The organism is Tateyamaria sp. GN1-10 (genome assembly GCF_055693845.1).
On record NZ_JBVFUR010000004.1, the window covers coordinates 1,868,569 to 1,880,607 of the forward strand.

The following is a 12,039-nucleotide window of genomic DNA, read 5'->3' on the forward strand; positions in this document are numbered from 1 at the left end:
CGGTGTAAGTGATTGAAATGGGGGCAATCAGTTGGTGCAGGGGATCGGAATTTGTACGACGTCCGCGCCGCGGCGCGTCCGGATCGAACAGGTCTTTTCTTCTTCCACTTCGACCTTCACGGCCTTGCTTTCGATGCCAAGAAGGGCGCGTTGATCCACTTCGATGGCACCTGCGACGGTGTCGTCCTCGGCTCCGACGAGGGACAGTGAAAGGCGTCCAGTGGATTGTGCCTGAGCCAGCTTGGCTACTTGTGCCGGGGCGACGGCGACCGTCACGGTCTGTGCAATGACCGTGCCATCGACGTCTCCGGCAGCGTTCTGGTCAATGGCAATCAATTTGATGGCGGGCTGGATCAGCTTGGTGACTTCGCCGCGGCTTTGATCCAGAGTTCTGTCGACTCGACCGGTCCAGTACACATCCACTCGGTCACCAGGGCGCAGGAATCCGGAAACACCGGTTGCAACGTCGACGCGAATGGCAAAGGCGCGCATGCCGCGCTCAAGACGAGATGTCAGGCCGGCTTCTTCACCGGGTTTCGTCACTTTTACGGCAAGGACTGCCTCGTGCTTCTCCATTGTTCGGAGAACAACGCGATTTTCGGTCACGCCGTCGGGAAAGAGAGGGTTGTCTTCGGTAAACGCGCCTTCGGGCACGGACGTTTCGGGCCAATCCACGGCACGCACATCTTCAGCAGTTAGCGCTTCACCGTACTTTAGTTGACGGTCCGCGACATAGACCGGAATCGTTGGTACGATTTTCTCGCGTTGGGCGCGTTCGGCGGCCAAGGCCACCTGATACTTCCCGATATAGTTTTTGGCCATGTAAACAGCCCCGCCCGCCAGCGCGATGCCCGCGAGCAAGACCAATCCGAATACCAGTCGCATTTCATTACCTCATTGCTTGGGCTCCTACTCCGGAACGGGCGGAACCTCTTGCGACTTTATTAACGGAAGAATGTGGCGATTTCTGGGAAGGGGTGAGGAAGGCACGAGGCATTCAGGTCGGTATTTGTTTAAAAAAGCAAAGGCCCAGCGCGCATATAGCGGCCGGGCCTTTGACCATAAACGGCTTCTTGTGCTGGACTATTCCCCAGCGAAGAAGTGAGCATCAAAGAATGTTCCGACATTGCCGGCCAACGTTAATGCGCCAGATTGCATGGTCGTGACGATGAGAATTGCCAAGCCGACGACTGCCGCGCACAGAACAACCCAGTCGACTGTCACTGCACCGCGTTCACTGCGTCCGAAGTTTTTCAGGAACTGGATCATCATCAACCTCTACACATGCTTGAATGACTTCAATTAAAATAGGGGCCGCGTCCGGTTGCGGTCACGGCCCCTTTGTTCAGACGATTACGCCCGAATTATTATTCGCCAGCAGGTGCGCCGATCGAACCAACAGTTTGCTCACCCAAGAACGTCTCGGTGGCGGCTGTCAGGTCCGATGCACCGGTCTGGATCGACGTGTAGGCTGCGATCGCCAGACCAACAACGGCTGCGGTCAGAACAACCCAGTCAACAGTCACTGCACCGTTTTCGTCTTTGCGGAAGTTTTTGATAAATTTGATCATGATAGTGTCCCTCCAAAGGATCAGTAGATTTACATTAACCTCGCCGTCCTTTGTGAGCCGCTCTCTCTCATTGGCCCGTGTCCGACTTGGTATGCCGCTATATAGTCGGGGGATTGGGGCACGAATTTGACGGCAAATTGAGGATTTCACGTCTCGGTTAGACTTTTTCGAAGTGTTTTTTTAAGCTGTTGTTTTTTAAGGAATAATTTTTGAGGGTGACCTGCAATTGGTGTAATTTTCGTTAATCGGCATGGCAAATGTGGCAGCTTTGCCATTTTTTCGCGGTGCAGACTGGCCTGAAACCCGGATTTTTGCGATAATTTTAGAAAGCCGGCCAAAGAGCGGGCGCAAAAGTGAGAGCAGTTTCATGGTTCGTTTGTCTGTAATGCTTCTGGCAGCGCTTGCACTGATGTGTGGCAATGCATTTGCTGATGATCCGCCGCCCTTCAAAGATTTCTCTGCCAAGCGCGTGAAACCGCCACAGCCGGGAACTAAGAAACGGATCACGGTGCAGATCGACCCCGAAGCGCCAGCGACCGAAGCAAGTGTGCCTAAAGCATCCGATGTTGCCACCGCCCCCAAGACGCCAACTACGCGCTTTGATTGGTTCTGGCAGGACATCTCGCCCGAGATGGACAAGGCGGGCCCTGGCCGGTTGGATGAGGCGCTGAGAGCGCTGGCCCGGGCGGAACAGCCGGTTCCTGTGCCGCGTCTGCAACAAATGCAAGCCTTGGCCCAGGCGCAGGGCATCGACATTCTCAAGGCAACCATCGGCACGGATGTCTCGCCTGCTTTGGTGCTGGCCGTAATGATGGTGGAATCTGCGGGCAAGGCGGATGCGCTGAGCGGGGCAGGGGCGCAGGGGTTGATGCAGTTGATGCCCGATACGGCCGCGCGTTTCGGGGTGCAGGACAGCTTTGCCCCTGCCGACAACATTGCGGGCGGTGTCAAATACCTGGATTGGCTGATGGATACGTTTGAACGTGATCCTGTGCTTGTGCTTGCAGGGTACAATGCGGGCGAGGGGTCTGTACGAACCCATCAGGGTGTTCCGCCCTTTTCAGAGACGCGGGATTACGTGCCCAAGGTGCTGGCGACATTTCAGGTCGCGAAGGGCCTGTGCGTGACGCCCCCGGAACTCGTTACAGACGGGTGTGTGTTTGCGGCATTGAACTGACATGCTGGAACCGGGCAAAAAGCCTGCCCGTATTATCTAGTGCAAATCTGTACTGTCAGACATTAAACGCGTCGGCCCAATCGGGGTGCGTTGCCCGCTGGGCATTCACGAACGGACAGAGAGGGACAATCCTCCATCCTTCCGCCCGTGCATCTTCGACGAGCCTTTTCACCAGCGCTTGCCCGGCACCGGTGCCACGCATGACATCTGGTACACCTGTATGATCCGCAATCCTCGTCTGAGGCGACAGGATCGAATAGGTCAGTTCCGCCTCTGCGCCATCACGGGTCAGGACATATCGGCCTTTTGACCCGTCTTCTTCCAGGCGAATGTCAAACTCAGACAAGGGTCGCTTGGGTGGCGGCGCGCAATTCGTCCTCGGTGACGCCTTCGGCAACCTCGACGATCTTTAGGCCACCATCAACCACATCCAGTACACCAAGGTTCGTGATGATGCGATCAACAACGCCTTTCCCTGTAAGCGGGAGCGTGCATTCCTTGAGCACTTTGCTGTCGCCATGTTTATTGGTGTGATCCATGACCACCACAACACGACCGACGCCTGCAACAAGGTCCATGGCGCCGCCCATGCCCTTGACCAGTTTGCCGGGGATCATCCAGTTGGCCAGGTCGCCGTTTTCGGCGACTTCCATTGCGCCAAGGATCGCCATGGCGATCTTGCCGCCGCGGATCATGCCAAAGCTTTGCGCGCTGTCGAAATACGCTGTCTGAGGCAGTTCGGTGATTGTTTGCTTGCCAGCGTTGATCAGATCGGCGTCCTCTTCACCCTCAATGGGGAAGGGGCCCATGCCAAGCATGCCATTTTCGGATTGTAGAGTAACCTCGATCCCGTCGGGGATGTAGTTCGACACCAGGGTGGGAATCCCAATCCCGAGGTTCACATACCAGCCGTCTTCAAGTTCCTGCGCGGCACGCGCCGCCATTTGGTTGCGATCCCAGGGCATCGATTGTCCTTATTCACTATTCGTCGGTGAGTGCCGCGCCAGCGGGCACGTCAATGGTAACAAAGCTTCCTGCGGCGCCACGGCCCAGATGCAATGTACCTTCTAGCCCTTCGATTAGACCAGACACAATACGGCCTCCTACAGTCTTGCTGTCGGGCCATTCCATATCTGCCGGAATGCCCACGCCGTCGTCGGCCACGATCAGACGCAGGCCACCGGCGCTCAGCCTGCTCATCCGCACCTCGACCAAACCCATGTCGATGCGATCAAAGGCGTGTTGGAACGCGCTTGTAAGCAGTTCGGACAGGACCAAGCCGACACGCGCCGCAGTTTCGATCGGCACTTCCAGCGATTCAATCTGCAGCGATACCCGGATGCCGGAGCGCCCTTCGATATGCGCGATGGCGGCTGACAGGCGGGACAGGTAGCTGCCCATCTGTATGCGGTCGCGGTTGGATTGCTGATCGCTAAGCTTCATTTCTTCGTAGAGCAGCTGGAGCGTTTCAATCCGGCGGCTGAGCGCTGCAAAATCCTCGGGCACAGACGTGGATCCGGATTGCTGGCGGATCATGCCGATGATCATTGAAAGGTCAGAGGCAACGCGGTTCTGAATTTCGATCAGTTGCGCATTTACTTCCTCGGCGCTGCTTGCCATCTCATTTTGACGCAGCTCTTTCTGGATACCCACGAAGTACTGGGTTTCGCCGCGTGAATCATGAACGGGTGCAACGATTAGACGGTTGGTGAAAGGATCGCCATTTGCGCGGTAGTTGAGAATGTCAACGGTGACGCTTTCTTCGGATTCGACGCCCGCGCGCAACTTGTCCACATCAGATTTGAGTGTTCCCTCACCCTGAAGGAAACGACAGTTGCGCCCAATCGATGCAGATCGCGCATACCCGGTGCAACGGGTGAACGCCTGGTTCACGTAGACAATTGGATTGTCTTCGAGGTGCGGATTGGTCACCACCATGGCAACCTGTGCACGCGAAAACCCATCAAAGGATTTGTCGTCCTGCAGTAGTTCTTCGATGGTGTCAGGCATGGCCTGGTTCCTCACGCGGCGCGCGTTGTCCGTTGTTCGATGCGCTTTTCATGTTCGCCCTGAAACAGGCGGTGGACATAGATACCAGGTAGGTGGATTACGTCAGGGTCAAGGCTGCCGGTCGGAACAATCTCTTCCACCTCTGCGATACAGACCTTGCCACACATTGCAGCGGGCGGGTTGAAGTTACGGGCCGTCTTGCGGAACACGAGGTTGCCCGTTTCATCGGCCTTCCAGGCTTTGACGATGGAAAGGTCGGCAAAAATGCCTTCTTCCATAATGTATGTTTCGCCGCCGAAGTCCTTGTGTTCTTTACCTTCGGCGATGACGGTTCCGACACCAGTTTTGGTATAAAACCCGGGAATGCCGCAACCGCCAGCGCGCATGCGCTCGGCCAGTGTGCCTTGGGGATTGAACTCAAGCTCAAGCTCGCCGGACAGGTATTGGCGCATGAACTCAGCGTTTTCGCCCACGTAGGACGATATCATTTTTTTGACCTGGCGTGTTTGCAACAGGATACCAATGCCGAAATCATCCACACCGGCATTGTTTGACGCAAAGGTCAGGTCCTTGGTGCCCGCATCCTTGATTGCGTCCAACAGAAGCTCGGGAATGCCGCACAGACCAAATCCCCCCGCCGCAATGAACATGCCGTCAAACAAAAGCCCATCCAACGCTTCAGAAGCTGAGCCGTAAATCTTCTTCATGTTATTCCCCAAGAGAGCCCGTGGGAGGGCAGTCGCACTGGGTTCAGTATGTGAATGTATGCACTGTCAAAGTCAACGAAGAGGGGAGCGTGCGCGATATATTACACCATGCTGGCGACTCTCCGGAATGGTGATGTGGAATAATTCACAATCGCGCCGATGGAACTTGGAATTGCGGACCTGCCCTAGGGCTGATCAAGCGCGTCCGGGGTGAACCGGGCGCGCTGTGTTCTTGTCGCCAATTACGAGTTTTCAAACACCCAGTTTGTCTGGGTACCACCATCTACATCGCTACGGACGGGAACATCCGGCGGGAAGGTGTAGGTCATCGCTGCGGAAGACGTGACTGCCCCAAACACCAGGGCAAGTGCGACACCAGTTGCAATGATCGAGCGTTTCATGGTCGTTTCCTTTGCTACGATTTTCGCAGTTATTGCTGCGATTATCGTAGTATTTAGGAAGCCCCCTTGCAGGTTCAAGAGGTCTGCGCAATTTTTAGGGATGACCAAGGAACACGAACTTCTGCGCCACGTGAAAACGGTGATGCGCGTCATGCTGATCAGTGAGCGGACCGGGCCCGAGCATCAGCACATCATCAAGTTCAATCCATTGGACTTTCACACGCTGGGCATGGTGCGCGCTGATCCGGGTGTGCGTGCATCTGTTGTGGCCGGATCACTCGGTATCGCCGCGACCACGGCCAGCAGCGTGATTGGGCGCCTGATCAATCGCGGTTGGATTGAACGCAGGCAATGCACCGGAGACAGACGCGCATATCAGTTAACCCTGACGCCCGAGGGGCAGGTGATTGCGGATGCCATCCATGATCAGGACCTGACAGACATGGGAATCTTTTTATCTGCCCTCACAGTCACAGAGCAGGACGAGTTGATCAGGCTCCTCGGCAAGGTCGCTGACCGTGTCGAGGCGCTGGAAATCAAGGACTGAGATCAGGCGCTTTTCTTGGCCGCTTTCTTTTTCGGAGCAGCCTTTTTGCGCGTGGTCTTCTTCTTTGGTGCCTTTTCCGCGATCAATTGAACGGCCATATCCATGGTCACGTTTTCTGGCTCGGTCCCTTTGGGTATCGTGGCGTTGACCTTGCCCCATTTGACGTAAGGGCCGTACTTGCCCTTCATCACGTTGACCGGTCCGCCTTCATCCGGGTGTTCGCCCAATTCGTGCAACGGTTTTGCAGCGGCACCACGCCCGCCCCGGCTAGCCACCTTTTCGGCCAGCAATTGGACTGCACGGTTCATGCCGACGGTCCACACTTCATCAATGCTTTCGAGATTTGCATTGGTGCCGCCGCGATCAGACGTGCTTTCCGCATGTTTCAGATACGGACCATAGCGCCCGATATTGGCCCAGACCATAATCCCGTCTTCGGGGTGTGGCCCCAGTTCGCGGGGCAGGGACAGCAGCATGACCGCACGGTCCAGCTCCAGTTCCTCGGGCGTCCAATCCTTGGGGATCGACTGGCGTGGTGGTTTTTTATTTTCTTCAGTGATCGCTCCGCGTTGCACGTAAGGTCCGAAGCGACCTTTGAATATGCGGATTTCGTCACCGTGATCTTCACCCAGCAGCTTGCCCTCGGGCGGGATGGCACTGGCTTCGGCTTCTGGATCCGGCGGGCCAAACGGGCGGGTGTAACGGCATTCGGGATAGTTCGAACAGCCGATAAATGCGCCACCCGAACGGGCAGTGCGCATCGAAAGACGGCCAAGTCCGCAATTCGGACACAGGCGTGGATCGCCGCCATCTTCCAATGGTGGGAACAGATGCGGTTCCAGTACCTCGTTGATCTTTTCCAGCACATCCGTGATGCGCAGTTCGGATGTCTCGGCAATTGCAGCTGAAAAATCCTGCCAAAAGCGACCCAAGACATCCTTGTAGTTCCGGTCCCCTGCGCTGACGTCGTCCAGCTCTTCCTCAAGCCCGGCAGTAAAGTTGTAGCCGACATATTTGCGGAAGTAGTTTTCGAGGAAGGCGATCACCAACCGCCCCTTGTCTTCTGGGATCAGGCGGTTGCGATCCTTGCGGACGTATTCGCGGTCCTGGATCGTGGTCACGATGCTGGCATAGGTCGATGGGCGGCCGATCCCCAACTCTTCCATGCGCTTAACCAGCGTCGCCTCGGTATAGCGGGGCGGGGGCTGGGTGAAATGCTGCTCGGGCGTGACCGTGCGCTTGTCGGCGCTTTCGCCTTCGCTCAGCTGTGGCAGGCGCTTGTCGTCATCATCCACAACATCATCATCGCGGCCCTCTTCGTAGACGCGCAGGAAGCCATCGAACAGAACAACCTGACCGGTGGATCGTAGCACGACCTGACCATCATCACTGCCGATCTCGACCGTGGTGCGTTCCAACCGTGCGCCTTCCATCTGGCAGGCGAGGGTCCGTTTCCAGATCAGGTCATAGAGCTTGCGCTGATCGTCGTCGGTGATTTTCAGGCTGGCCGCATCGCGCGCCATATCCGTGGGGCGGATACACTCGTGGGCTTCCTGGGCATTTTTGGCCTTGTTTTTGTACATGCGCGGTTGGGCGGGCACGTATTCAGCGCCATAGCGATCTTTGATCGCGTCCCGAGCGTTCTGCACGGCTTCGGGCGCCATATCGATGCCGTCTGTCCGCATATAGGTAATGTAGCCCGCCTCATAGAGCCGCTGGGCCGACGACATACACTGTCGTGCGCCCATACCGAATTTGCGGCTGGCTTCCTGTTGCAGGGTCGACGTCATGAACGGGGCTGACGGGTTGCGGGAGGCGGGTTTTGCCTCGACCGACTGGATCTTCAGGTCGCGGCTGGTGATAGCCTGCTGGGCCATTTCCGCCTGCGTCTGGTTCTCCAGATCGTATTTCTCGAGCTTCTTGCCTGCCAGATTGACGAGGCGCGCCTCGTATTCCTGTCCCCGCGGGGACGCAAGAACGGCTTTGACAGACCAGTATTCGCGGGCACGAAATGCTTCGATTTCCATCTCGCGTTCGGTGATGAGGCGCAGGCAAACAGATTGAACGCGCCCAGCGGATTTGGCACCGGGCAGCTTGCGCCACAGAACCGGCGACAGGTTGAAGCCGACCAGATAGTCGAGCGCGCGGCGCGCCAAGTAGGCTTCGACCAATGGCATATCGACTTGTCGCGCGTTTTGCATGGCTTCGGTGACAGCCGCTTTGGTGATGGCGTTGAATGTGACGCGTTTGACGTCGGTGTCCTTCTTGATGGACTTGCGTTTTGTCAGTGCCTCTTGCAGGTGCCAACTGATCGCTTCGCCTTCGCGGTCGGGGTCGGTTGCGAGGATCAGGGCGTTGTCGTCCTTCAGCGCGTCCGCGATGGCTTTCATGTGTTTTTTACTGTCGGAGGCCACTTCCCAAAGCATTTCGAATTCGTTGTCGGGGTCCACGGATCCGTCCTTGGGGGGCAGGTCGCGCACGTGTCCGTAGCTGGCAAGAACGGTATAGTCGTCGCCCAGATACTTATTGATCGTCTTGGCTTTGGCAGGGGATTCAACAACGACGACAGGCATGTACTGGGGTGACCTCAAACGGGATAATTTGCTGCTCTATGGCGGCGCAACATGTGGGGTGCAAGTCCCGAATGTCAACACGGTCCAACGGGGTGCGGTCAACTGGCGCGGGTCAGAAGGCCACCCGGGGCGCGATCAATGACGCCATCAAGCTCGAGTTCCACAAGCACCGGTGCGACAGCCGCTGAAGGTGCACCAAGGTCCCGTATCAACTGATCTTCGGCCAAGGGGGAGGGGCCGAGGCGCGATAGAATCTGCTGGTGCAGCGCCGCCGTTTCTTGAAGTGTGCGGCGGTCCTTGGGAGCCCTTGCCGGTGCTTGCATCGGCAATTCTGGTGCAGCAGCGGGTGCGATCGGTGCCAAAGCCTCAAGCACATCGGACGCGTTACGCACCAATGTCGCCCCGTCACGGATCAGCATATTGCACCCTGATGCGCGCGCATCCATGGGATGACCCGGCACCGCGAGAACGTCACGGCCCAGATCAAGCGCATCCCGCGCTGTAATCAGGCTGCCGGACTTGGCCGCTGCCTCAACGACAATAGTGGCTTGGGCCAGGCCCGAGATGATGCGGTTTCTGGCAGGAAAATGCCGCGCCATCGGCTGAAGGCCAATGGGCTGCTCGCTGATGCGTGCGCCCTTGGCGGCGATATCTTCTGCCAGAGTAGTGTTTTCGGCTGGGTAGATCGTATCAACGCCACCTGCCTGCACGGCAATAGTGCCGGTTGTCAGTGCGGCGAGATGCGCAGAGGCGTCGATACCGCGCGCGAGCCCAGAAACCACGACATACCCCTCGGCGCCCAAATCACGAGCCAATGATCGTGCCATGCGGGTGCCGAGCGAGGACGCGTTCCGTGCGCCCACAAGCGCAATCATCGGCTTTTTCAGCAGCGATGTTTCGCCCAGCACCCAGAGGAATGGCGGCGCATCGCTCAGCTCCTTCAAGGGAGCAGGATAGTCAGAGCTGCCGAACGCTACGAGCCTTGCGCCGATGGCGCGAGCGGCCTTCAGTTCGGCGTGCACGACACCTTCGGGACAAACTTGGTAATTCTCAACGCCGGCGGCGCGCGCTACCTGGGGCAGCGCGGCCAGCGCGTTTTGCGCGGTGCCGTGTTCAATCAGCAGGCGTTTATACGTTGAAATGCCGACCCGGCGTGAGCGCAACAGACGGAGACGGGCAAACTGGTCATCTTCCGAGGTGGGTGGGAGTGGGGGTGAGTGGAAGAAGGATGGGTATCCTTTTCAGTCATCCGAGGCTCCGTCCGTTGCTGAGAACGTTGTAGAATCGGCAAGGTTAACAACGCATGAAGACTGGTCGCTTCATATCAATACGCGCGCTTATGCTTTGAATTCGTTGTGAAATTTATATCCAAAAACGGTTTCTCTTCTGATGCCCCAAATACATGGTGCTTCCCTTCCCGCATCCGAAGCCGCGGGAAGGCGCAAAATCTTCATGCATTTTAAACAATTGGAATCAGTGCCCGCTCAAGCCGCGGATCCCCCGACGGTCAGTCCACCAATCATCAGAGTTGGTTGCCCAACGCCAACTGGCACCCACTGACCCGCCTTGCCGCAATTGCCCATACCAGGATCGAGCGCCATGTCATTTCCGATTCCTCGGATATGTTTCAGCGCTGTGGCTCCGTCGCCAATCAGCGTTGCCCCCTTCACCGGTGCGCCGACCTTGCCGTTTTCCACGCGGTAGGCCTCGGTGCAGGAAAACACGAACTTGCCATTGGTGATATCGACCTGCCCGCCCCCGAAGCCCACGGCATAGATCCCGTCCTTGAGATCAGCCACGATGTCTTCTGGCGTGCTGTCTCCGCCCAACATGTACGTATTGGTCATACGCGGCATGGGGACGTGCGCATAGCTTTGTCGCCGACCGTTGCCGGTCGCCTTCACGCCCATCAGTCGGGCGTTTTGGCGATCCTGCATGTAGCCAACGAGGATGCCATCCTCGATCAGGGTATTCTTGCCTGAAGGCGTGCCTTCATCATCCACGGTGATCGACCCGCGTCGGTCTGGAATGGTGCCATCGTCCAGCACCGTTACACCGGGCGCAGCAATCCGTTCGCCCATTAATCCCGCAAAGGCCGAGCTGCCTTTGCGATTGAAGTCTCCTTCAAGCCCGTGGCCAATCGCTTCGTGCAGAAGAATGCCGGGCCAGCCGGGACCAAGAACGACGTCCATGACACCAGCAGGGGCGGGGACCGCATCCAGGTTCACCACTGCGACCCGAAGTGCCTCACGTGCCTTGGCTTGCCAATCATTCCGGTCGATCAGGCCATCCAGACCCACGCGCCCACCGCCACCAGCGCTGCCGCTTTCACGGCGCCCGTTCTGTTCGACGATGATGGAGATGTTCAGCCGGGTCATCGGGCGGATATCACGCACCGAATTACCCTCGGGACGCAAAATCTCGACCTCCTGAATCGATGCGGCGAGGGAGGCTGACACTTGAACGACGCGCGAATCAAGATCGCGGACATATGCGTCGATGTCCTTGAGTGTCTCCAGCTTGACCGGAAAGCTGGCCCCGGCGATCGGATCGTCCGAAGTATAGAGTTGCGAGTTGGTTGGTCGTGGTGCGTCAGCCAGCGTGCCGCCGCCGTCCCCAACAGCGAGGCGCGCAGTCTCTGACGCGCGGCGCAGCGCAGATTCGGAAATTTCTGTAGAATGTGCGTAACCGGCCACTTCTCCTCTTACCGCGCGCAGTCCAAACCCCTGCGCTGCATCATAGCTGGCTGTCTTCAGGCGACCGTCATCGTACACCAATGCCTCTGATCGGCGGCGTTCAAGGAACAATTCGCCGTCGTCCGCGCCAGCTGTGGCGTCGCGCAACACCTGCAAGGCCACCGTGCGGTCAATATCCCGATCCAGCGGTGCAAAAGGGGCGTCGGTCATTTGGTATACTCCGGTGTGCTGTGGGGCATTTCGCCACGGCAAGCGTCCGTTTGACGCGCCCCTTATGTCTTTATCTTGCAGCCAAGATATGATTGTAAGTCGCGACAATACAACGGGAGGCGAACGCAGTTAGTGCTGCGGCCTTTC

General features: G+C 57.5%; 13 protein-coding genes. 2 read left to right on the forward strand and 11 right to left on the reverse strand.

The window, feature by feature from the left end; all coding sequences use genetic code 11:
* Window positions 1-27: 27 nt before the first annotated feature.
* The 3 genes from cpaB to ACZ1HN_RS11040 all read right to left on the reverse strand — a co-directional run bounded on the left by cpaB (window position 28) and on the right by ACZ1HN_RS11040 (window position 1,571).
* Entirely contained in the window at window positions 28-885 is an 858-nt protein-coding gene (gene cpaB / locus ACZ1HN_RS11030; protein ID WP_472727521.1) for a Flp pilus assembly protein CpaB, read from the reverse strand.
* Window positions 886-1,083: 198 nt separating this feature from the next.
* Window positions 1,084-1,272 (reverse strand): hypothetical protein, encoded by a 189-nt coding sequence (locus ACZ1HN_RS11035; RefSeq protein WP_366523111.1) that lies wholly within the window; start codon window positions 1,270-1,272, stop codon window positions 1,084-1,086.
* Window positions 1,273-1,367: 95 nt separating this feature from the next.
* Window positions 1,368-1,571 (reverse strand): Flp family type IVb pilin, encoded by a 204-nt coding sequence (locus tag ACZ1HN_RS11040; RefSeq protein WP_472727522.1) that lies wholly within the window; start codon window positions 1,569-1,571, stop codon window positions 1,368-1,370.
* A gap of 367 nt (window positions 1,572-1,938) precedes the next feature.
* Here ACZ1HN_RS11040 and ACZ1HN_RS11045 point away from each other — a divergent pair, with 367 nt between their 5' ends.
* Window positions 1,939-2,748: a lytic transglycosylase domain-containing protein gene (locus tag ACZ1HN_RS11045; protein ID WP_472727523.1), complete on the forward strand. Its 810-nt coding sequence runs from the start codon at window positions 1,939-1,941 to the stop codon at window positions 2,746-2,748.
* 55 nt (window positions 2,749-2,803) lie between these two features.
* On the opposite strand, the gene ACZ1HN_RS11050 is transcribed toward ACZ1HN_RS11045, so the two are convergent.
* The 5 genes from ACZ1HN_RS11050 to ACZ1HN_RS11070 form a co-directional block, all read right to left on the reverse strand.
* Entirely contained in the window at window positions 2,804-3,094 is a 291-nt protein-coding gene (locus ACZ1HN_RS11050; protein ID WP_472727524.1) for a GNAT family N-acetyltransferase, read from the reverse strand.
* Complete coding sequence (locus ACZ1HN_RS11055) at window positions 3,087-3,713, reverse strand: 3-oxoacid CoA-transferase subunit B (RefSeq protein ID WP_299208985.1); 627 nt, start codon at window positions 3,711-3,713, stop codon at window positions 3,087-3,089. Before ACZ1HN_RS11055 ends, ACZ1HN_RS11050 begins: the two co-directional genes overlap by 8 nt.
* Before the next feature lie 16 nt (window positions 3,714-3,729).
* Window positions 3,730-4,758, reverse strand: coding sequence for a PAS domain-containing protein (locus ACZ1HN_RS11060; protein WP_472727525.1), 1,029 nt, complete (start codon window positions 4,756-4,758; stop codon window positions 3,730-3,732).
* 11 nt (window positions 4,759-4,769) lie between these two features.
* Complete coding sequence (locus ACZ1HN_RS11065; protein ID WP_299703460.1) at window positions 4,770-5,465, reverse strand: CoA transferase subunit A; 696 nt, start codon at window positions 5,463-5,465, stop codon at window positions 4,770-4,772.
* 242 nt (window positions 5,466-5,707) lie between these two features.
* Window positions 5,708-5,866, reverse strand: coding sequence for a hypothetical protein (locus tag ACZ1HN_RS11070; protein WP_299208993.1), 159 nt, complete (start codon window positions 5,864-5,866; stop codon window positions 5,708-5,710).
* 100 nt (window positions 5,867-5,966) lie between these two features.
* On the opposite strand from ACZ1HN_RS11070, the gene ACZ1HN_RS11075 reads away from it, so the two are divergent.
* Entirely contained in the window at window positions 5,967-6,413 is a 447-nt protein-coding gene (locus tag ACZ1HN_RS11075; protein WP_299208996.1) for a MarR family winged helix-turn-helix transcriptional regulator, read from the forward strand.
* A 2-nt stretch (window positions 6,414-6,415) separates the two neighbouring features.
* Here ACZ1HN_RS11075 and topA read toward each other — a convergent pair whose 3' ends face one another.
* The 3 genes from topA to tldD all read right to left on the reverse strand — a co-directional run bounded on the left by topA (window position 6,416) and on the right by tldD (window position 11,892).
* Window positions 6,416-8,986 carry a type I DNA topoisomerase gene (gene topA, locus ACZ1HN_RS11080; protein WP_472727526.1) on the reverse strand — a complete coding sequence of 857 codons (2,571 nt, stop codon included), beginning with the start codon at window positions 8,984-8,986 and terminating at the stop codon, window positions 6,416-6,418.
* Between the two features lie 98 nt (window positions 8,987-9,084).
* Window positions 9,085-10,149, reverse strand: a complete 1,065-nt coding sequence (dprA, locus tag ACZ1HN_RS11085; RefSeq protein ID WP_472727527.1) for a DNA-processing protein DprA — start codon at window positions 10,147-10,149, stop codon at window positions 9,085-9,087.
* 321 nt (window positions 10,150-10,470) lie between these two features.
* The gene (tldD, locus tag ACZ1HN_RS11090) at window positions 10,471-11,892 is read right to left on the reverse strand and encodes a metalloprotease TldD (protein WP_472727528.1); all 1,422 of its coding nucleotides are present in this window, start codon (window positions 11,890-11,892) and stop codon (window positions 10,471-10,473) included.
* Window positions 11,893-12,039: the final 147 nt, after the last annotated feature.